This window comes from Agrobacterium salinitolerans (assembly GCF_027498475.1).
Taxonomy (GTDB): domain Bacteria; phylum Pseudomonadota; class Alphaproteobacteria; order Rhizobiales; family Rhizobiaceae; genus Agrobacterium; species Agrobacterium salinitolerans.
Map to the genome: position 1 here is coordinate 495,814 of NZ_JAPZLN010000002.1, position 21,111 is coordinate 516,924.

14 protein-coding genes are annotated in these 21,111 nt (G+C 60.6%); 7 read left to right on the plus strand and 7 right to left on the minus strand.

The genetic code is table 11. The features are described 5' to 3' along the window. Positions 1-35: 35 nt before the first annotated feature. Genes O9X91_RS11010 through O9X91_RS11035 form a run of 6 tightly spaced genes read right to left on the minus strand, consistent with a single transcriptional unit; the run spans position 36 to position 6,185 of the window. Positions 36-1,163 carry a pyridoxal-phosphate-dependent aminotransferase family protein gene (locus O9X91_RS11010; RefSeq protein WP_269833907.1) on the minus strand — a complete coding sequence of 376 codons (1,128 nt, stop codon included), beginning with the start codon at positions 1,161-1,163 and terminating at the stop codon, positions 36-38. A 9-nt stretch (positions 1,164-1,172) separates the two neighbouring features. Further along, complete coding sequence (locus tag O9X91_RS11015) at positions 1,173-1,952, minus strand: ABC transporter ATP-binding protein (RefSeq protein ID WP_142911853.1); 780 nt, start codon at positions 1,950-1,952, stop codon at positions 1,173-1,175. Further along, on the minus strand, positions 1,949-2,752 hold the full coding sequence (locus O9X91_RS11020; protein WP_142911852.1) for an ABC transporter ATP-binding protein: 804 nt from the start codon (positions 2,750-2,752) through the stop codon (positions 1,949-1,951). The genes O9X91_RS11015 and O9X91_RS11020 overlap by 4 nt, the downstream gene beginning before the upstream one ends. Next, complete coding sequence (locus O9X91_RS11025) at positions 2,749-3,579, minus strand: ABC transporter permease (protein ID WP_142911851.1); 831 nt, start codon at positions 3,577-3,579, stop codon at positions 2,749-2,751. The genes O9X91_RS11020 and O9X91_RS11025 overlap by 4 nt, the downstream gene beginning before the upstream one ends. Continuing rightward, positions 3,576-4,565: an ABC transporter permease gene (locus O9X91_RS11030; protein ID WP_142911850.1), complete on the minus strand. Its 990-nt coding sequence runs from the start codon at positions 4,563-4,565 to the stop codon at positions 3,576-3,578. Before O9X91_RS11030 ends, O9X91_RS11025 begins: the two co-directional genes overlap by 4 nt. Positions 4,566-4,574: 9 nt before the next feature. Further along, positions 4,575-6,185: an ABC transporter substrate-binding protein gene (locus O9X91_RS11035; protein WP_142911849.1), complete on the minus strand. Its 1,611-nt coding sequence runs from the start codon at positions 6,183-6,185 to the stop codon at positions 4,575-4,577. A 375-nt stretch (positions 6,186-6,560) separates the two neighbouring features. Here O9X91_RS11035 and O9X91_RS11040 point away from each other — a divergent pair, with 375 nt between their 5' ends. Beyond that, a complete protein-coding gene (locus O9X91_RS11040) occupies positions 6,561-9,266 on the plus strand; it encodes a DNA translocase FtsK (protein ID WP_142911848.1) in 2,706 nt (901 codons plus the stop codon). A 91-nt stretch (positions 9,267-9,357) separates the two neighbouring features. Further along, positions 9,358-10,434: an Ldh family oxidoreductase gene (locus O9X91_RS11045; RefSeq protein WP_162520322.1), complete on the plus strand. Its 1,077-nt coding sequence runs from the start codon at positions 9,358-9,360 to the stop codon at positions 10,432-10,434. A gap of 42 nt (positions 10,435-10,476) precedes the next feature. On the opposite strand, the gene O9X91_RS11050 is transcribed toward O9X91_RS11045, so the two are convergent. Further along, positions 10,477-12,471, minus strand: coding sequence for a putative bifunctional diguanylate cyclase/phosphodiesterase (locus O9X91_RS11050; RefSeq protein WP_269833906.1), 1,995 nt, complete (start codon positions 12,469-12,471; stop codon positions 10,477-10,479). A gap of 316 nt (positions 12,472-12,787) precedes the next feature. Between O9X91_RS11050 and O9X91_RS11055 the strand changes: the two genes are divergently transcribed. The 5 genes from O9X91_RS11055 (at position 12,788) to O9X91_RS11075 (ending at position 21,024) form a co-directional block, all read left to right on the plus strand. Then, positions 12,788-13,834: a class I SAM-dependent methyltransferase gene (locus O9X91_RS11055; RefSeq protein ID WP_162520321.1), complete on the plus strand. Its 1,047-nt coding sequence runs from the start codon at positions 12,788-12,790 to the stop codon at positions 13,832-13,834. A 92-nt stretch (positions 13,835-13,926) separates the two neighbouring features. Then, entirely contained in the window at positions 13,927-14,751 is an 825-nt protein-coding gene (locus O9X91_RS11060; RefSeq protein WP_137411701.1) for a bifunctional allantoicase/(S)-ureidoglycine aminohydrolase, read from the plus strand. A gap of 168 nt (positions 14,752-14,919) precedes the next feature. Continuing rightward, on the plus strand, positions 14,920-16,425 hold the full coding sequence (locus tag O9X91_RS11065) for a sensor domain-containing diguanylate cyclase (protein ID WP_142911846.1): 1,506 nt from the start codon (positions 14,920-14,922) through the stop codon (positions 16,423-16,425). A 261-nt stretch (positions 16,426-16,686) separates the two neighbouring features. Next, positions 16,687-17,877 (plus strand): efflux RND transporter periplasmic adaptor subunit, encoded by a 1,191-nt coding sequence (locus O9X91_RS11070; protein WP_142911845.1) that lies wholly within the window; start codon positions 16,687-16,689, stop codon positions 17,875-17,877. Positions 17,878-17,889: 12 nt separating this feature from the next. Further along, the gene (locus O9X91_RS11075; protein WP_142911844.1) at positions 17,890-21,024 is read left to right on the plus strand and encodes an efflux RND transporter permease subunit; all 3,135 of its coding nucleotides are present in this window, start codon (positions 17,890-17,892) and stop codon (positions 21,022-21,024) included. The last annotated feature ends 87 nt before the right edge of the window (positions 21,025-21,111 follow it).

Below are 21,111 nucleotides of genomic sequence, written 5' to 3' on the forward strand. Positions count from 1 at the left end.
TTCAACGCCGCAGGATTCGGCGCAATGAACGTTTATCAGGGGCGTTCAACGCTGTTCGCAGGAGAGTCAAAATAGGTTTTTTCGGCCGCTTCCAGCGCGGAATCGGTATCTGCGGCATGGCCGAGGCTTTTCAGGGCGCTGGCGAAGGCCGCGATATTGGCTTTCACAGCCTCCGGATGCGCCCGCCGACCGGTGTGATTGAGCCTTATCAGTCGTTCAGCGCCGGGGCCAACACCGTAAGAAAGATCTGCGCCCTGTTTTTTGGATGCAGCCGCGAGAAAATCTCCGGCTTCCACTGTGTCCGGCAGGATCGCCGTGGAAACGAGGGCGGAGGCGTGCGCCTCCTCCACCCAGGTCTGGATACCGAGCGCCCTGATGCCGTTCCGGGTGGCCGCCGCCGCTCTTTCGTGGCGTTCATTGGCGGATGCCAGACCTTCTGCCTCTATCCTGTCGAGGGCGGCCTCCAGCGCGTAGAATTCCAGCGGAGCGGGCGTTCCGGGCAGCGCGCCGCGGCCGGCATCGAGCCAGAGTTTTTTCTGGTCCAGAAGCGAGAGCATGGAGTTTTCCGGCGCCCTACCATGCGAAAATAGATCCCACGCCCGTTCACTGATGGAAATGGCGGAAACCCCGGCCGGGCCTGCCAGCGCCTTTTGCGGGCCGATGACGGCAATATCGATGCCCAGCCGGTCGACCTCGAAGGCATGGCCGCCAATGGACGCCACGGCGTCGACAAGGGTCACGATACCCCTTTGCCGAGCGAGCGCGGCAATGGCGGGCAGGGGGTTGAGAATGCCGCTTGCCGATTCCGCATGGACGATGGCGAGAAGATCGAAGTCCGGGCCCTCGTTCAGCGCCCGTTCCACCTCCTCCAGCGTGACCGGCTTTGCGGGACTGGCCGTCAGGTTGCGCACCGTCGCGCCGCCTCTATTGAGCCAGCCGCCGAACCATGCGCCATAGGGGCTGGTGACGATGTTGAGCGCTCTAAGACCCGGTCGGGCAAGGCTCGTCGCCGCCGCCTCGAGTGCCAGCACGGCTTCCGCCTGTATGAGAAGGACGTCGTTGCCCGTGCCCATCAAGGCTGCCAGTCGATCAGCCAGAATGGCGTAACGCTCCGCGGGAAAAGCGGGTGGGTCAAGCAGCAATGCATAATCGGGAACGGGCATGTCTTTTCCTTACGTGGCAATGGTCAGGCGCGGTGCGGCGTCGATCAGGGTTCTGGCGGTCGAGGATTGCGGCGCCGAAACGATATTTCCCGTCCTGCCGATTTCAACGATCTGTCCCGCTTCCATGATGGCGACGCGGTGGCAGACGGCGCGGATAACCGCGAGATCATGGGAGACAAAAATACAGGAAACGGCCGTCTCCCGCTGTATTTCCACCAGCAGTTCGAGGATTTGCCGGCGAACCGAAACATCGAGCGCGGAGACGGCCTCGTCCAAAATGAGAAGCGACGGTTTGAGCGCAATAGCCCGTGCAATCGCGACACGCTGTCTTTGGCCGCCGGAAAGCTCGAAGACCGAGCGGTCGGCATAGCTGGCGGGCAGGCCCACGCGCTCGAGAAGACGGTGTATTTCCGCCGCGCGGTCGCGTCTTTTCACCATGCGATGGATGCGCAGCGGTTCACCGATGGCATCCTCGACGCTGGCGCGCGGATTGAAGGCGCCATGCGTGTCCTGAAACACCATCTGCATATGTCGGCGGGCGGCGCGAAGCTTGCCTCCGTCAAGCGCCAGCCAGTCACGGCCTTTGAAATGGATCGTGCCTCCGTCGGGCGGGATCAACCGCATCAGAATGCGCGCCAGCGTCGATTTCCCGCAGCCGGAGGGACCGGCAAGTCCCAGGGTCTCGCCGGGCTGAAGCGAAAAAGAGATGTCGGAAAGCGCCGCCACTGTTCTTGCGCCGGTGCGATAGGTTTTCGACAATCCGTCGACCCGCAGAAGGGCTTCGTTCATGACGCGGCCTCGCTGATGAACGGCGGAGTGGAGAGATCGAGATAATCGGCAAGCAGCGCGCGCGTATAGTCATGGGCAGGCGTGGAAAGCACCCGCCGCGTCGGGCCGTGTTCCACCAGCAGCCCCGCGCGCAGAACCGCGATCTCGTCGGCAAGGCTGGAGGCAAGGCCGATATCATGGGTGATGAACACCAGCGTTTTGTTTTCCCGCCGCACCAGATCGTCCAGCAGCATGGCGACGGCGGCTTGGCTGACGGTATCGAGCGCGCTCGTGGCTTCGTCGGCGATCAGGATCGAAGGATTGGCGGCAATGGCGGCGGCAATCGCCACGCGCTGCCTCTGGCCGCCGGAAAGCTGGTGCGGATAGGCGGCAAGCAGGTGGGAAGGATGCGGCAGCCGCACCCGGTCCAGAAGGTCGCGGGCAAGATCGCGCGCCTTCCTCCACGACAGATCGAGATGCCGAACGGCGCCTTCCGCCACCTGTTCGCCGATGGTGAGAACCGGGTTCAGCGTCGCGCCGGTATCTTGAAAGATCGTACCGATATCGCGTCCGGGCTGCGGCCTGCCGTGAAACAGGCCGCTATCGCGGCTCCAGGAAATATCGCCGGAAACCCGCGCATTGCCGGGAAGAAGACCGGCAATGGCTCTGCCGAGCGTGGATTTTCCCGAACCGCTTTCGCCGATGATCGCCAGCCTCTGCCCCTGCCGGATCGTCAGCGAAACAGTCTGCAGTGCCGGTGCATCGCCTGCCGCATAAAAAACGCTGAGATCGTCGATCCGGCATAGCGCATTTCCGCTCATGGCTCTTGCCTCCTCGTCGCCATCGCCCTGTTGACGCCTTCTGCGAAAAGATAAACGCCGAGAACGGTGACCAGAAGGCCGATGCCGGGGATGACGGATAAAAACGCGGCCGAGCGCAGGACGTTGCGTCCTTCGGCAATCATAGAACCCCAGGTGACGATATTGGGATCGCCAAGTCCCAGGAAGGACAGTGCCGCTTCGGTGAGAATGGCGGCCGCAACGATGATGGCGGCCAGCGCCAGAACCGGCGGCAGGGCATTCGGTAAAATCTGCCGGAAGGCGATTTCTAACGGATGCATGCCGATGGCGCGGGCGGATTGGACATAATCGCGCTCGCGTATGCTCAAGACCTGCGCCCGCATCAGCCGCGCCGGATCCGCCCATGCGCCGAGCGCAATGGCGAGAATGACAATGGGCATGGAAGGGCCGATGGTGCTGACGAAGGCGAGCGCGAGCAAGAAATTCGGCACGATCTGGAAGGCGTCGGTGACGCGCATCAATGCTTCATCCACGAGGCCGCCTGCAAAACCGGCAATGGTGCCGATGACGGCGCCGATCACCAGCGCCGCGGCGGCGGCGCCAATGCCAACGAGCAAAGAGGACTGCGCGCCGTGGGCAAGTTCGGCCAGCACATCTCGGCCGAGCCGGTCGGTGCCGAGAGGCAAAGCGGCATCCGTGAAGGGCGCGATCAGCGGCTCACCGGCGATGGCCAGCGGGTCACCGGGAAAAACGACGGGCGCAGCGAGCGCCGTCATGGCAAGCAGCACCAAAATGATGGCGCCTGTGGCGCCTTCGAAACTGTGCAGCAGCCGGAGAGCGAAACTCATGCCTGTCGCTCCCCGCTGCCAATGCGCGGATCGAGAACGGCATAGAGAATGTCGACGGCGAGATTGACGAGGATGACGAAGACGGCGCTTGTTAGAATAATGCCCATCAAAAGTGGCGTGTCGCGACCGCTGACCGCCTCCTGCGCCAGCCGGCCAAAGCCGGGAATGGCAAAGACGCTTTCAATTACCACGCTGCCGCCCAGCATGGTTGCGGCCTGCAGGCCAAGCACGGTGACGAGCGGAAGAGCGGCATTGCGCGCGACATGGCGCAGCACGATCCGCCGTTTGGAAAGCCCTTTTGACCTGGCGAACAGCACGAAATCCAGCGGCCAGACCGCCGCCATGGCGGTGCGCATGACGCGCAGGAAAAGCGCGAGATAAATGAGGCCGAGGCTGGCGACCGGCAACACGAGATGGCGGGCAATATCGAGCGCCCTTGCAAATCCCTGTTTGCCCGAGGCGATGGTTTCGATGCCGGACGTGGGCAGCCATTTGAGTTGAACGGCGAAGACGATTGCGAGCACGAGGCCAAGCCAGAAGCCGGGCGTGGCGTAAAGCGCCAGCGAAAACGCTGAAAGCACGCGGTCCGCCAGCCCGCCAGGACGCGCGCCCGCAACGATGCCAAGCCCGGTGCCGAGGATGAAGGCGAGTGTGGTAGCGCTGCCCATCAGGAGAAGCGTGTTCGGCAGTCGCTCGAGGATCAACCCCAGCACAGGGCGGTCGAAGGCAAGCGACCAGCCGAGATCGAGCCGCAGCACCGAGCTGGCATAGAGCCAGAAACGGGCCAGCACCGAACCGTTCAGGCCATATTGCTCGCGCAATACATCCCTGAGCCCGGCATCACCGCCGCCGATGGAGACGAGATAGGCGTCTACCGCGTCTCCGGATGCGTTTTCAAGCAGTACGAAGGTGAAGACGAGGACAATCAGCAGCACCGGAATGGCGCTGACTGCCCTACGCTTCAGCAATGTCGTTGCACGCTTCACGGCGCGTCCTCAGCCGTCGACCGTCGTATCCGCCCAGTTGGAAACGGCCCAGCGGGGATTGCTGGCGACATGTTTGACCGTATCGCGCGCCACGGTAATGAAGCCCCATTCGGCAACGTTGATCAGCGGCAGATCGGCGGCGACCTGCTTCTGGAAATCCTTGTAAAGCGCCGTGCGTACCGCCGTATCGACCGTTATCGCCGCATTGTCGATCAGTTCGTCCAGAGTCTTGTTCTCGTAACCGCCCTGGTTGGAGAAGCCGACGCCCGTCGGAATGCCGGAACGCACGAGAATGGTGGTGGAAATTGCCGGGTCGCCGCGGAAGACCGGCGGCGCGATGGCGAGATCGAAGGCATGATCGGTGTAAACGGCCTTCTGGTGAGCGGCTGAATCATTGTTGACCAATTCGGCATCGATGCCGATTTCCTGCAACGCCTGACGAAGATAGGAGCCGAACTGCCTGGTTTCATTGAAGTAAGGCGCCGGCAGAAGTTTTAGTGAGAAACGTGTTCCGTTCGGGCTGCGCGCATAACCCGCCTCGTCCAGCAGGGCGTTGGCCTTGGCCACATCGAAATCATAGGTCTCGACATCGTCGGTGTAGAATTCAGGGGCGTTCTTCGGTACCGGGCCGGTGGATGCCGTGGCGTAACCGAGGAAGACCTTGTCGATGACGAATTTTTTGTCGATGGCGTGGGCGATGGCCTTCCGGACCTTGAGGTCGGCCAGTTCCTTGCGGCGGTGGTTGATTTCCACCACCAGCTGATAGGTCAGCGCCTCGTAACCATCGGCGATAACCTTGATCCCAGGCACCTTCGAGATGCGGTCGAGATCGGCTAGCGGCACGGCGGAGAAGGCGGCCAGCTGTATTTCTTCCGCTTCCAGCGCCGAGGCAGCGCCTGCGCGGTCGGGCAAGACGCGATAGATGATCTCTTCGAGCTGCGGTTCGTCCTTGCCCCAGTAATTGGGATTGCGGGTCAGGCGATAATATTCGCCGGGTTTGTATTCGGCAAAGACGAAAGGCCCGGTGCCGACCGGTTTGGTATTGGCCGGGTTGGTGGCGATATCGGTGCCTTCATAAAGATGTTTCGGCACGACGCTGGTAACGACCGGCAGCGCGTTGCGGATGAGCTGGAACGGCGTTGGCTTGGAGAAGCGGAAGATTGCCGTGTGTTCATCCGGCGTGTCGACCTTATCGAGATTGGCAAAGACCAGCCGCCCGAGATTCTGCAATGGTTTCCAGACGTAGAGCGCCGAAAAGGCAACGTCCGCGGAGGTAAAGGGTTTGCCATCATGCCAGGTCACGCCCTCACGCAGCTTGAAGGTGGCGCTTAACCCGTCATCCGATCCCGCCCATTCGGTTGCGAGGCGCGGTTCCAGGCCGTCCTTGCCGTTGAAGGAGGCCTCGGCCAGCGGCTCGATGATCTTGCTGGCAATATAAAACACGCCGTTTGAGGCGACGATCGCCGGATTGAGGTTCTTCGGCTCCGAATCGGCCGCAACGATCAACCTTCCGCCGGGCGCCGCCTGCTGCGCAGCGGCAATGCCTGCCAGCCCCGTGGTTGCGGCAAGAAGAAGCGAGGTCTTGAGAAGCGAGCGACGGGACAGATGGACAGGCGACATGATTCACTCCGGAAATGAGGGCTGGACGGGCCTTTCCGCTTGGGCCGCGGCAGGCCGATCTTAAGGCTGCAACCTCGGCAGTGTCCACGTTAATTCGCGGGCTTTACAGCAATGATTTTACGTTGCGCGCACCTTTGCGGAAACAATATGCTTTCCGGCGGCAATACGCTTTTCTCACCTTGCCGTCTTGCCCTCGGTAATGCTCTGAAAATTTGATATAGCCTAATAAAATTAAGTGGTTGGAATGCCGTTCCCTCGGTGGCATGTGCCCCGTGCGGCGTATGGACGAAACGAAAATCTACCTCATCGACCCCGTTTGGAAAGGGGTAATTAACCTTTATTTTTTATTTCAGGGAGACCGAAATATGTACGTTTATGATGAGTGTGCACGCTGCCATGAGCTTCTCCCGATCCAGATTCCAGAATTCGTCCAATAGCGTAGGGGAGGGGAGCGAGAAGGCTCGTCATGCCGGCGGCCAGTCGGTTGCCGGTCAGCAGACGGCGGCGATGAAGGCCGGCGCGGCACCCAAGCCGAATGCCGATGTCAGCGCAGCCGACGCCATCGAAGGCCGCGCCGAGATGCCCGGCTGGCAGAATGCTTTCGTGCTCGGCCCGAATGTCCGTTTCACCCGCACGCCGGAAAGCGCGTTTGCGCGGCGCATGCCGGTCGAGACCCCCAATATTCCGGAGGAGGAAGTCCTGGCTGTCGCTCCGGCTGAAGCACCGGAGCCGGAAGTGGTGGAGCAGCAACAGGCTGTGCAGCAGGAGGTTGCTCCTGTCTCTCAGCCGGTCATAGAGCCGGCGGAGCCGCGCATGCCGCCGCCGCGCATGCCGTTCCTGCCGCAGCCGCCGGAGGCCCGGGGTGCGAGGGCGTTGACCTACAAATTGCGGCTGGAGCTTGCCCGCAAGCAGGCGGAAGAGGCGGCTGCCGCTGCCCGGGCGCCGGTTCAGGCGGAGGTTTCCCTAGCTTCAGAAGCGCCCGCGCAGCAGATATTCTCGCCGGTTCAGCCGCCATCCGTCGAACCCGCCATCGATGCAGTTCAGACCACCGCGCCGCAGGCTGCCATTCCGGCTTTCGCCGCCCATCTGCCTGATGAGCTGTTCTGGGAAGTGATGACGCTTGATCTGCCGGGCGCTGCCGGCGAGGGCGTCTCCGCGTCCGCGCGCGCCGTTCTTGCAAATTCGGTCACGGCACCTGCTGTTGTCGCGCCGGTCGCCTTTGCATCGCCGGCGGCCGCGGCGACCGTACTTTCGTCCGTGCCTCCGGTCATCACCGTGCCGGGTGGTTCCGCAATCCGGCTTTACCGCGAGATCGGCGTGCGCCAGTCCGTCGTTCCTGCGGCCCTTCCGGTCGTTGAACAGGAAGTCGCGCTGCCGGCCGTTGCGGAAACGCCAATGGTTGTCGAAGCGCCGAAACCTGTGGAGCAGGTTCAGCCGGTTGAGAGAATTACGGCAGAGCCGCGCTTTACGCCGCGCGCACCCATCCAGGCCTCGCAGCCGATGTTCCGCGACGCGCCTGTCTTTGCCGAAGGCGAATATGAATATCCCTCCATCGATCTTCTGCAGGAAGCCCGTGTCCAGCAGACCACGACCATGACGCCGGAAGCGCTGGAGCAGAGCGCCGGTCTTCTCGAAAGCGTGCTGGAGGATTTCGGCATCAAGGGGGAGATCATCGATGTTCGTCCAGGCCCGGTCGTCACGCTGTACGAATTCGAGCCCGCGCCCGGCGTCAAGTCCTCGCGCGTCATCGGCCTCTCGGACGATATCGCCCGCTCCATGTCGGCGCTTTCCGCGCGTGTCGCCGTCGTACCCGGCCGCAATGTCATCGGCATCGAATTGCCGAACCCGGTGCGTGAGACGGTTTATCTGCGCGAATTGATCGAAGCGACCGACTACGCCGAGACCCGCCAGAAGCTCGCACTTTGCCTCGGCAAGACCATCGGCGGCGAACCTGTCATCGCCGAACTGGCGAAGATGCCGCACCTTCTGGTCGCGGGCACCACCGGTTCGGGCAAGTCGGTCGCCATCAACACCATGATCCTTTCACTGCTCTATCGCCTGAAGCCGGAAGAGTGCCGCCTGATCATGGTCGATCCCAAGATGCTCGAGCTTTCGGTTTATGACGGCATTCCGCATCTGCTGACGCCTGTGGTCACCGATCCGAAAAAGGCGGTGATGGCCCTGAAATGGGCCGTGCGTGAGATGGAAGACCGGTATCGCAAGATGTCACGTCTCGGCGTGCGCAATATCGACGGCTACAATGCAAGGGCCGCTGCCGCCCGCGCCAAGGGTGAGACGGTATTCTGCAACGTGCAGACCGGGTTTGATCGCGCCACCGGCGAAGCGGTCTACGAGCAGGAGGAAATGGACCTCACGGCCATGCCTTACATCGTCGTCATCGTCGATGAAATGGCTGACCTGATGATGGTCGCGGGCAAGGAAATCGAAGGGGCGATCCAGCGCCTGGCGCAGATGGCGCGCGCCGCGGGCATTCATCTCATCATGGCAACGCAGCGCCCGTCGGTCGATGTCATTACAGGCACGATCAAGGCCAACTTCCCGACCCGCATCTCCTTCCAGGTAACCTCGAAGATCGACAGCCGCACCATCCTTGGCGAACAGGGCGCAGAGCATCTGCTCGGCCAGGGCGACATGCTGCACATGATGGGTGGCGGCCGCATCGCCCGTGTCCACGGCCCCTTCGTCTCCGATGAGGAAGTGGAGAAGGTTGTCGCGCATCTGAAGACCCAAGGACGTCCGGAATATCTCGGCACCGTCACCGAAGATGCTGATGAGGCCGATGAGGAGGTCGAAGAGGAAGCCGCTGTTTTCGACAAGACCGCCATGGGTGAGGACGATAGCGACGATCTCTACGAGAAGGCTGTCAAGGTGGTGATGCGCGACAAGAAATGCTCCACATCCTATATCCAGCGCCGCCTGTCCGTGGGCTATAATCGCGCCGCTTCGCTGGTCGAGCGCATGGAACAGGAAGGCATTGTCGGGCCTGCCAATCATGTCGGCAAACGCGCGATCATCGCCGGCGAACGCTCTTCTTACGATGCCACGGGAGCGGAAGACTGATTGAGCCTTCGGGCGCGCGATATTCGATTGCAAAAACGCGCCCCGTGAATAGCTTGTGCGGCATGGATTCTGGAATTGGGAGGATTCCCTTATGGCGCACAGCAATGAAAAAGCCAACGTCCTGGCGAGGCTTGATGAGCTGGAGCGGTTTTGCCGCGCCGTTTTCCTGGCCGCCGGCACCGATGACGAAACGGCCGATTCGGCGACGCGCGCCATGATGCACGGCACAAGGCTCGGTGTGGACAGCCACGGCGTCCGCCTGCTCGCCCATTATATTACCGCGCTCGAAGGTGGACGTCTCAATCGGCGGCCGCAGATCCGCCGCGTTTCGGGCTTCGGTGCGGTGGAGACGATCGACGCCGACCATGCCCATGGCGCCCGCGCCACCTATGCGGCGATGGACAGCGCCATGGCGCTCGCGGAAAAATTCGGCATTGGCGCGGTGGCGATCCGTAACTCATCGCATTTCGGCCCCGCCGGCGCTTATGCACTGGAAGCGGCGCGGCAGGGATATATCGGCCTCACCTTTTGCAATTCCGACAGTTTCGTGCGCCTGCATGATGGCGCAATGCGTTTCCACGGCACCAACCCCATTGCCATTGGTGTGCCGGCAGCGGACGGCATGCCCTGGCTGCTGGATATGGCGACGAGTGCCGTGCCCTATAACCGCGTTCTGCTTTACCGCAGCCTCGGCCAGCAATTGCCGCAAGGCGTCGCTTCGGATGGCGACGGCGTCGATACGCGCGATCCCAATGCGGCCGAGATGCTTGCCCCTGTAGGCGGTGAGTTCGGGTTCAAAGGCGCGGCGCTTGCGGGAATGGTCGAGATTTTCAGTGCTGTTCTCTCCGGCATGAAGCTCAGTTTCGATCTCGCTCCCATGGGCGGGCCGGATTTTTCAACGCCGCGCGGGCTCGGAGCCTTTGTTCTGGCACTGAAGCCGGAGGCCTTCCTGGAGCGCGACGTGTTCGACGAGGGCATGAAACGTTATCTCGAGGTCCTGCGCGGATCCCCTGTGCGGGAAGACTGCAAGGTCATGGCGCCGGGTGACCGGGAGTGGGCGGTGGCGGCAAGGCGGGAGAGGGAAGGCGCCCCTGTCGATCCCGTCACACGGGCGGCCTTTTCAGAACTTGCGGAAAAATTCTTGCTCAGCCTGCCCGCCTATCATTAAAGCGGCCAGTACATGAGGGCAGTCTGCGCTGACATCGCTGGATCAGGCGGGGCGCAGCAGCATGTTGGGGCGCGGATAGGGCGCCGCCGCCGCGCTCAGCCTCTCGGCCCCGACCGGACGCCCAATATAATAACCCTGCGCGTAGTCGATCTCCATCTGCCGCACCAGCCTCAGCTGTTCCTCGGTCTCCACGCCTTCGATCAGGATCTTGTGGCCGCGATTGCGGATGAGGCGGATCATGTCCTGCAGCATCGCGCGTCCGCGCGGGGCCTTGCTGTCGTGCAGGAAGGAGCGGTCGATCTTGACGGTATCGAAATCCGTCATGCGCAGCCAGGAGAGCCCGGCAAAACCGGTCCCGAAATCATCAAGCCAGATATTGATACCAAGCGTTTTCAGGTCGTTCAGACACCGTAGCACGTCTGAGTGCATTTCCATGTCGACGCCTTCGGTGATTTCGAAGGCGAGCCTGTTGCCGGCAATGCCGGCCTCCACGAGAATGGCGGCCACCGAGGTTGCGAATCCGGGATTCTTCAATTGCATCGGCGAGACGTTGACGCTGACGACGGCCACCGTGTCATCGGCCAGTATCTGTTTGCAAACCGTCTTGATGGTCCACAGGCCAAGTTCCATGATCGTGCCGGTACGTTCGGCAATCGGAATGAAGACGCCAGGCGCGACGGGAGTGCCATCCAGCAGGCGGAGCCGCATCAGCGCCTCTACCCCTGCCGTCTCGTTGGTCGAAACGTTGAGAATAGGCTGATAGACGAGGGAAACGAGATTTTCCGCGACGGCGATTTTCAGCAGGGCGGCAATATTCTCGGTCTCGTCGCTGGTCTGCGGATCGTTCGGATCGAACAGCTTCATGCAGTTGCGGCCATTGCCCTTGGCTATATAGAGCGCGCGGTCGGCTTCATTGATGATCTTTTCCAATTTGCCGTCTGGATTGGGACGGGTGAACGACGCACCGATGCTGACGGTGACGATGAAGGTGCCATCGCGGCGCTGGTCATGCGGGAGCGACAGACTTTCAACTGTGTGGCGGATCGTCTCGGCAAGCTCACCCACCTGCTGCTTGGTCTTGAACGGCGCCAGCACGATGAATTCTTCGCCGCCATAGCGGCCGATGGAAGCGCCGTGTTCGGTGATCGCATCCTGCAGGGCGTTGCCCACAGTCACCAGGCATTTGTCGCCTTCCTGATGGCCGTAACGGTCGTTGTATTTCTTGAAGAAGTCGACGTCGATGAGGAAAACGGCAAAGCCTTCTTCCTTCCTGATCCAATTTTCCCACAGAAGGCGCAGATGGTGGTCGATGGCGCGGCGGTTCTGGAGGCCCGTCAGGGAATCGGTATTGGAAAGCCGCAACAGCGCCTGGCCACGCTCGTCCGCCGCCTTTTGCTGGGCCTTCGCCTCCAGTGCGTTGACGAACACATGGTAGCGTTCCCGGTTCAGGTTCCAGTTCACGTAAGAGGTGAAGACGAAGCAGGAAATGTAGAAGGTGCCGAAGGCGATCTTGTAGAAGCTATCTTCGGGAAACTGCATAGCCGCCACAAAATAGGAGACGAGAATAATACCTGAAGACACCAGTGACAGATGGAAGCGGAAGGTGAAAAACAGATTGGCGCCCATCATGAATATTGCCCCGAAAACCATGTAATAGGACATGTTTTCAGTATTGTCGGTCAACAGCGAAGGGAGCAGCCAACCGATATATCCCATGACGAGAGCCGTGGCGCAGGTGAGATCGAGCGCGGCAGTACTTGCACCCTTGCGCAGCTGGATTTCCAGCGTCAGCAGGGATGAAAGGACGACGGCGAAGCGTGCAAGAATGGTATAGGACGCGACGTCGGGTATGAGAATGATGTCGGTTGCGGCAAATAGCAGATAGATTAAAACAGCGGTCCACAGGCCCCGGCGGATCGAACCACGGCGGCTGCGTTCACCTTCCTGCTGGTAAAGGGCAAGAAGTTCATCAGAAAACCGGGAGTCCGGCCGCCGATAGTCTTGCTGTCCACTCACCTCTCCCAATGTGTGCTTCATGCACTTTCCCATAGTGTTGCGTATACTTTATTAAGTAACTGCTTATTCCACTTTACCGTGTGCTTCCGCACCCGTTGCGGGTTCCCGTCGATCTCTGCCGATGCGTGCGGAGAACATGGAAAGGAAGAACGCATTATACGTTCGCAACATTAAGTTTCACTAAATCGCGTATCTGCTTTCTCCCGTCCTCACGAGTGTGACCAAAAAAATACGCTAATTTACTAATGTATCCCTACACCGCTCAAAAATCGAAAGCGAGTGGCCATCCGCCTCCCAGAAACGTATAGTTAACAATGTGTTAATACTGGAGGCTGAAGTGGTGCGGGTAAAGAAAAAAAATCTTGACGGGGCAAGTCTGATCACCCCGGATACTGTCGCAAAGGAGATTTTTGCGCGCAGAACGGAAACATTCGATGAGCAGTTCGCAGTTGCGAAAGCAGAGGTGGCGCTCATTCTCGAATTGGCACAACAGCAATTCGACAATCGTGTTTCAGCACGTGAGATAATACATAGAATAGCAGGTGCACTTCATCTCCTGCGTGATAAGCTCCACTCCAGCGTGTGGGCTGAACTGATACCGCTGGTACAGAATCACCCCGTTTCGCACCGTTTTCTGGAAGACCCGTTCACGCGTTGGTCCTTCGAAAAGCCGCGTGGCTATTCGGGCGACGCGCAGTTGCTGGATTTCATTTATGGCCACGACAGCGTTGCGGAACTGGTGAAAAAGGCCACGCCGCTCGGTGCGGCCCTTTACGACTACACGAAGGACGCCAGTTCCTCGGTCGCCGTGCGCGAGCGGCGCGATTTGCTGACGCGGTTCGTTGACGAGGCCGCAGCCCGGCATGGCGATGAGACGGAAATCCTCACCATCGCTTCCGGCCATCTGCGCGAGGCGGATGCCTCCGTGGCGCTGAAAGAGGGCCGGATCAAGCGCTGGGTGGCGCTCGATCAGGATCCCTTGAGCGTCGGTTCCGTCGCCCGTGATTTCAACGGCAGCTGCATTGAGGCGATCGATGGTTCCGTGCGTGATATCGTGCTGCGCACGCAGGAACTAGGCACTTTCGACCTGATCTATGCGGCCGGTCTTTACGATTATCTGAACGACCGCGTGGCGATCAAACTCACGCGACGCTGCATGGAGATGCTGAAACCCGGCGGCATGTTCCTCTTCGCCAATTTCTCGGAAGACATCGTCGTCGACGGTTACATGGAAACCTTCATGAACTGGGCGCTGCTGTTGCGCTCCAAGGCGGATATGTGGCGAATCGTCAATGCCAGCGCCGATCCTGCGAGCATCGAGGCGGAGGTGTTTTTCGGTGAGAACCACAATATCGTCTACGCGACAATGCGGAAGAAGGTGTGATGTCCTTCGGACCGATCTCTGTTTGCCAATAACTATTTGATTAAACGCCGGCGCGGCCTTAAGAATCCGCGCCGAATGCGTTGCTGAATGGAATGGCTGAAATGAAGAGATATTATTCGGATATGGGTGGTCTGCCGGGACAGACGGAACTTCTGTCGAGCAAGGCGGTGTTCAAGACCGCCTATGCGGTCATTCCCAAAACCGTCATGTCCGATATCGTAACAAGCGTTCTGCCGCACTGGACCGGCACTCGCGCGTGGATCATCGCCCGGCCGATGACGGGTTTTTCCGAAACCTTCGCGCAATATATCGTCGAGGTGCAGCCGGGCGGCGGCAGTGAGCGGCCGGAACCGGACGCGCGGGCTGAAGCCGCGATCTTCGTCGTTGACGGCGAAATGACCGTGGAATTCGAGGGCGTGCAGCACGCGCTGCGGGAGGGTTCATTCGCCTTCCTGCCTGCCGGTTCCCGCTGGCGGCTTCGCAATTCGGGCAAGGCGCCGGTCAAGTTCCATTGGGTCCGCAAGGCGTTTCAGGCGGTTGACGGGCTGGAGCTGCCGCCGGCGATCTTTTCGCATGAAGACGAGATCGCCCTGTCGGCCATGCCTGACACGGAAGGCAAATGGGCAACGACCCGTTTCATCGATCCGGAAGATGTGCGCTATGATATGCATCTCAACATCGTTACCTTCGAGCCGGGCGCGACCATTCCCTTCATGGAAACCCATGTGATGGAACATGGTCTTTATGTCCTGGAAGGCAAGGCCGTCTACCGGCTGAACGAGGACTGGGTAGAAGTTGAGGCGGGTGACTTCATGTGGCTGCGCGCCTATTGCCCGCAGGCCTGTTATGCGGGTGGACCGGGCCGGTTCCGTTACCTGCTCTACAAGGATGTGAACCGCCACGTGAAGCTCTGGTAACGGGCATCATAGTCACAAAGCTCAGGAATTATCGCCCAATCTGACGGTTTGCGCGATAAATGCTTGCGTTAAATCGAATATCCCTAATAAATCCGGAGATGCGGGCGGCCATTGCTGCCCCGCACCCTTTCGGCCTTCATCCGCATTTACCTCAAGAAGAATGCCCGCATGAGTGAGACGACCGATACCAGCATCTTCAATCTTGCGCCCGTGGCGATGTGGATAGAAGATTTCAGCGAGGTGAAAAGCCAGTTCGATATCTGGCGGTCTCAGGGCGTGGAGGATATCAGGGCGTTTCTTCTCGAAGATTTATCAAGGGTAGCGGCCTGTTCGCAGAAAATCCGTGTGATTAAGGTCAACCCCAGGACGCTGGAGCTGTTCGAGGCCCGTGATCAGGCGCATCTCGTTGACAATCTGCACCGGATTTTTCGTGACGACATGCTGGAAAGCCATGTGAACGAGCTTTCCGAACTCTGGGCGGGCAAGACGGAGTTCACCAGCAACGCGGTCAATTATTCAATCGGCGGCAAGCGACTGGATATTCAGCTGCGCGGCGCGGTCATTCCCGGCCACGAAGAAACACTCGGGCGGCTGCTTTTGACCACCGAGGATGTGACGGAGCGGGAGGAAGCCCGCCGCAAGGAGCTTCTCAACCGTCGTTATGCCGAAGGTATGTTCAAACACTCACCCGTTTCCCTGTGGGTGGAAGATTTCAGCCGGGTGCGGCGATTGATCGAGGAGGTCAGGGACCGCGGGATCGTCGATTTCCGCGTGTTCATGGATGTGCATCCCGAATTCGTGCGGCAATGCATGAGCGAAATCCGCGTCATCGACGTCAACCGCGCGACGCTTGACCTGTTCTGCGCGCCGGACCGGCAGGTCCTGTTGCAGCGGCTAGGCGATATTTTCCGTGGCGAGATGGAAAAGCCGTTCCGGGAACAGCTGATGGAGCTTTGGAACGGCAATCTCACCCACCATCGCGAGGTGGTGAATTATGCGCTTGATGGCTCGGAGCGGCACGTTCTCCTGCATTTTTCCGTTTTTCCGGGCCATGAGCACGACTGGTCGCTGGTGCAGGTGGCGCTGACGGATATTACCGCGCGCAAGAAGGCGGAAGCCTACCTCGAGTATCTCGGCAAGCACGATGTGCTGACCAAGCTGCACAACCGCGCTTTCTATTCGGACGAGCTGAACCGGCTGGAGCGCAGCGCGCTCAGGCCGGTTTCCGCCATCGTCATCGATCTCAACGGCCTGAAGGATGCCAATGACAAGCTCGGCCACGATGCCGGCGACGCGTTGCTGCGGCGGGTGGGCGAGGTGCTGAACGGTGTGGTGACTGCGCCGAACCATGCCGCGCGCATCGGCGGTGACGAATTCGCCATCCTTCTCCCCGGCGCCGACAAGCAGGTCGCCGCCGCCATGGTGGAAACCGTCTACGAACTGCTGAAAATCAACAACCAGTTCTATTCCAGCGCGCCGCTAAGCCTCTCGCTGGGTGTGGCGACCAGCGAGGCCGGCGAGACGATGGAATCGCTGGTGCGCCGGGCCGACATGAATATGTACGAGCAGAAGAACGCCTATTATGCGGCATTGCGCAACAGAGCCGCCGACAATAACGACACGACGAAGGGCGGCCCGCAGCCGGAGCCGAACTCGCTGAAACGTCTGTCCTAAGGGCGGAAAGGGTCGCCGCCCTCCCGTTTGCGCTATTTTCGTCAGACGTTGTGGGAGTGCAACCACGCGCAGGTTGCTTGCCGCCATGTGCCACTCGCTTCTCCTCATTTTCTGCAATGCAAATCTCGTTTCCAAACCGCCTCAAACGTCTTCACAAGCGCGTGAGAGCGCTTTTGCACTGCAGCAATTCTATTGTCGAAATTTTACATACGTATTAGTATGTATGTAAATGTGACCTATTTTATGGATTCGGAGCGCAGTATGGCGAAGAGATTTGGGCAGATCGTAGCGGTGTTGTTGACAGGCATCGTCCTGGTCGGGTGTAGCGATGAGCAGGCGTCCGCGCCCGCCGCCCCGCCGCCCGGTGCGGTCAAGGTCGTGGCCGTGAAGCCGGAAGAACTACCCATCACCAACGAATTGCCGGGACGCATCGCGCCGACGCGGCTTGCCGAAGTACGTCCGCGCGTTTCCGGCATCATCGTCGAGCGGGTGTTCGAGCAGGGCTCGCTGGTGAAGGAAGGCGACGTGCTCTACCGGATCGATCCCGCACCCTTCCAGGTGCGCGTCGATAGCGCCGAAGGCACGCTGCGCCGGGCGCAGGCCGCGCAACTGCAGGCGCGGCAGACGGCTGACCGTCAGCAGCAGCTGCGCCGCTCCAATGTCGGCTCTCAGCAGGAATTCGACAATGCCGTCGCTTTGCTGGCGCAAGCCGATGCCGAAGTGGTGGTGGCGGAGGCGGGCGTTGCGGAAGCAAGGCTCAATCTGCAATATGCCGATGTGAAGGCGCCGATCAGCGGCGTCATCGGCCGGGCGCGCATCACCGAAGGCGCGCTGGTCAGCGCGACCGGCTCTGAAAGCTTGGCGACGATCCAGCAGCTCGATCCGATCTATGCCGACTTTACCCAGCCGGCCGCCGATCTCATTCGCCTGCGCAAGGCGCTGCAAGACGGCCAGCTGATGACCGGCAAGAACGAGGCCGAAGTCAACCTGCTGTTTGATGATGGCAGCCGTTATCCGGTGTCTGGCCGCCTGCTGTTCTCCGAGGCAGCGGTGGATGAAACCACCGGCCAGGTGACGTTGCGCGGCGAATTCCCCAACCCGAACGGCGATCTTTTGCCGGGCATGTATGTTCGCGTCCAGATCCAGCAGGGTATCCAGAAGGCGGCCTTTGCCGTGCCGCAGCAGGCGGTGCAGCGCGACGCGGGCGGACAAGCCAGCGTGCTAGTCGTGAATGCCGAAGACACGGTCGAACAGCGGCGCGTGAGCGTCGGACGCTCCATCGGTGATCGCTGGGTGATTTCGGAGGGGCTGAAGGATGGCGATCGCGTCGTTGCCGAAGGTTTCCAGAAAACCGCGCCGGGCGCGAAGGTGAAGCCTGAACCGTGGTCGCCGGAGCCCGATGTCACTGCCGCCGCCGGCAGCGAGAGCGCTGCCCCGGCCGCAAAGCAATAAGGACCGATTTCCATGGCACGTTTTTTCATCGATCGGCCCATTTTTGCCTGGGTCGTCGCCATCTTCATCATGCTGGCGGGCCTGCTCGCCATTCCCATGCTGCCGATTGCGCAATATCCGAATGTGGCCCCGCCACAGATTTCGATCGGCACCAACTATCCGGGCGCCTCGCCGGAAGACATCTACCAGAGTGTTACCCGGCCTATCGAGGAAGAGCTGAACGGCGTTCCCGGTCTCATCTACTTTGAGTCGACGTCGGAATCCTCCGGCCGTATTTCGATCAACGTGACGTTCGAGCCCGGCACCAATATCGGTGAAGCGCAGGTGGAAGTGCAAAACCGCATTGCCCGCGTCGAACCCCGTCTGCCGCGCTCTGTGACGCAACAGGGACTGCGTGTGGAACAGGCCGGCACATCGTTTCTGATGATGGTGGCGCTGACCTCCGTCGACGGCAACACCGATGCCATCGGTCTTGGCGATTATCTCAGCCGCAACGTGCTGGGTGAATTGCGCCGTGTGCCGGGTGTCGGCAGCGCGCAGCTGTTCGCCACCCAGCGCTCCATGCGCATCTGGATGGATCCCGACAAGATGTTGGGTCTCAGCCTGACTTCGGACGATGTCATCAACGCCATTCAAGCGCAGAACTCGCAGGTTGCCGCCGGCCGCATCGGCGCATCGCCGAACCCTGTCGGCCAGCAGATTTCCGCGACCGTCAACGTCCAGGGCCAGCTGACCTCGCCCGAGGAATTCGGCTCCATCGTGCTGCGCGCCAATCCCGATGGCTCATCGGTGCGGCTGCGTGATGTCGCACGTGTCGAAGTGGGGGGCGAGAGCTACAATTTCTCGAGCCGCCTCAACGGCAAGCCCAGTGCTGCCATCGGCGTCCAGCTGTCGCCGACCGCAAATGCCATGCAGACCTCCGAAGGCGTTCGCGCGACGATGGAGGAGTTGTCGCGTTATTTCCCGCAGGGCATCGAGTATGAGATACCCTATGATACCAGTCCCTTCGTCAAGATCTCGATCGAGAAGGTCATTCACACGCTGATAGAGGCAATGATCCTCGTCTTTGTGGTGATGTTCGTCTTCCTGCAGAACATCCGCTACACGATCATTCCGACACTGGTGGTGCCCGTGGCGCTGCTCGGCACCTGCGCCGTCATGTATGTCTCGGGGTTTTCGATCAACGTGCTCACCATGTTCGCCATGGTTCTCGCCATCGGCATTCTGGTGGACGACGCTATTGTTGTCGTGGAAAATGTTGAGCGCATCATGGCGGAGGAGCATCTGCCGCCGAAGGAGGCGACCCGCAAGGCCATGGGCCAGATTTCGGGCGCCATCATCGGCATCACGCTGGTGCTGACCGCGGTGTTCGTACCGATGGCCTTTTTCCCCGGAGCCGTTGGCATCATCTACCAGCAGTTCAGTCTGACGATGGTGGTTTCCATCCTGTTTTCGGGCTTCCTGGCACTGTCTCTCACGCCCGCGCTCTGCGCTTCGTTCCTGAAGCCGATCAAGGCAGGGCATCACGAGAAAAAAGGATTTTTTGGCTGGTTCAACCGCAATTTCGATAAGGCGTCGCACAAATACTCCTCGTCGGTGGGGGGCATCATCAAGCGCTCCGGCCGTTTCATGATCATCTATGCGGCGCTGCTTGCCGGTCTCGGCTGGGCCTATATGCAGCTGCCAAGCTCGTTCCTGCCCAACGAGGATCAGGGCTATCTGATCGTCGATATTCAGGCGCCGGCGGAAGCCAGCACCGAGCGCACGCTGCAATCCATCCAGCAGATCGAGAAAATCTTCATGGAAGAGCCGGCGGTGGAGCGCGTCATTGCGATCTCGGGATTCTCCTTCTCCGGCTCCGGCCAGAATGCGGGTCTCGCTTTCGCGACGCTGAAGGACTGGAGCGAACGCGGGCCGGAGGATTCGGCTGCCGCTATCTCCGCCCGGATCAACGGCAAGCTGTGGGGACTTCCAGACGCGATGTCCTTTGCCTTGTCACCGCCGCCCATTCAGGGGCTGGGCAACTCGAGCGGTTTCACCTTCCGTCTTCAGGACAGGTCGGGTGCCGGTCAAACCGCACTCAGCGCGGCGGGCGCGCAGCTCATGGCCGCCGCCCGCCAGAGCCCCATCCTTGCCGGTCTTCGCATCGAAGGCATGCCGGATGCGGCGCAGGTCAATCTCGTCATCGACCGTGAAAAGGCCAATACCTTCGGTGTGACCTTCAGCGACATCAACGCCACCATCTCGGCCAATATGGGGTCGTCCTATGTCAACGACTTCCCCAATGCCGGCCGCATGCAGCGTGTGACGGTGCAGGCGGAACAGGGCCAGCGCATGAAGACCGAGGATCTTTTGAACCTCAACGTCCGCAACGCCAATGGCGGCATGGTGCCGGTCAGCTCATTCGCTTCGGTGGAATGGGTGCGCGGTCCCTCGCAGGTGGTCGGTTATAACGGCTATCCGGCGATCCGAGTCAGCGGCCAGTCCGCGCCGGGTTACTCCTCCGGCGATGCGATTGCCGAAATGGAGCGTCTGGCGCGTGAATTGCCTGGTGGTTTCGGTTTCGAATGGACCGGCCAGTCGCTGCAGGAAATCCAGTCGGGCTCACAGGCGCCGGCCCTGATCGGCCTTAGCGTGCTGTTCGTCTTCCTGCTGCTGGCCGCGCTTTACGAAAGCTGGTCCATCCCTCTCTCCGTCATGCTGGTGGTGCCGCTCGGGGTCATCGGTTCGGTGGCGGCGGTGATGATGCGCGGCATGCCGAACGACGTCTACTTCCTGGTGGGTCTTGTCGCCATCATTGGTCTCTCGGCCAAGAACGCGATCCTGATCATCGAATTCGCCAAGGATTTGCGGGCGGAAGGAAAATCCACCTATGATGCGACGGTGGAGGCGGCGCATCTGCGCTTCCGACCGATCCTGATGACCTCGCTTGCCTTCTCGCTCGGTGTGTTGCCCATGGCGATCGCATCTGGTGCCAGTGCGGCGAGCCAGAACGCCATCGGCACCGGTGTTCTCGGCGGCATGATCTCGGCGACGATCCTCGCGATCTTCTTCGTTCCTGTGTTCTTCGTTTTTGTCATGAAGTTTTTCGGGGATCGGAAGAAGGAGGACAAGATTGCTGCTGACGCTGTGTCGCCGGCGGAATAAAACCGGAGTGGAGTCCGGGCCGACAGTCATGTGATTGCATTCATATGGCTGACAGGCGGGCACTGCAAACAAGGCACGGGGCGAAAG

Coding starts and splice junctions, on each gene's coding strand:
- O9X91_RS11015 (WP_142911853.1), bottom strand. CDS start 1,952: ATGAACGAAGCCCTTCTGCGGGTCGACGGATTGTCGAAAACCTATCGC.
- O9X91_RS11010 (WP_269833907.1), bottom strand. CDS start 1,163: ATGCCCGTTCCCGATTATGCATTGCTGCTTGACCCACCCGCTTTTCCC.
- O9X91_RS11025 (WP_142911851.1), bottom strand. CDS start 3,579: ATGAGTTTCGCTCTCCGGCTGCTGCACAGTTTCGAAGGCGCCACAGGC.
- O9X91_RS11035 (WP_142911849.1), bottom strand. CDS start 6,185: ATGTCGCCTGTCCATCTGTCCCGTCGCTCGCTTCTCAAGACCTCGCTT.
- O9X91_RS11075 (WP_142911844.1), top strand. CDS start 17,890: ATGGCACGTTTTTTCATCGATCGGCCCATTTTTGCCTGGGTCGTCGCC.
- O9X91_RS11065 (WP_142911846.1), top strand. CDS start 14,920: ATGAGTGAGACGACCGATACCAGCATCTTCAATCTTGCGCCCGTGGCG.
- O9X91_RS11060 (WP_137411701.1), top strand. CDS start 13,927: ATGGCTGAAATGAAGAGATATTATTCGGATATGGGTGGTCTGCCGGGA.
- O9X91_RS11045 (WP_162520322.1), top strand. CDS start 9,358: ATGGCGCACAGCAATGAAAAAGCCAACGTCCTGGCGAGGCTTGATGAG.
- O9X91_RS11020 (WP_142911852.1), bottom strand. CDS start 2,752: ATGAGCGGAAATGCGCTATGCCGGATCGACGATCTCAGCGTTTTTTAT.
- O9X91_RS11070 (WP_142911845.1), top strand. CDS start 16,687: ATGGCGAAGAGATTTGGGCAGATCGTAGCGGTGTTGTTGACAGGCATC.
- O9X91_RS11050 (WP_269833906.1), bottom strand. CDS start 12,471: ATGAAGCACACATTGGGAGAGGTGAGTGGACAGCAAGACTATCGGCGG.
- O9X91_RS11040 (WP_142911848.1), top strand. CDS start 6,561: ATGATGAGTGTGCACGCTGCCATGAGCTTCTCCCGATCCAGATTCCAG.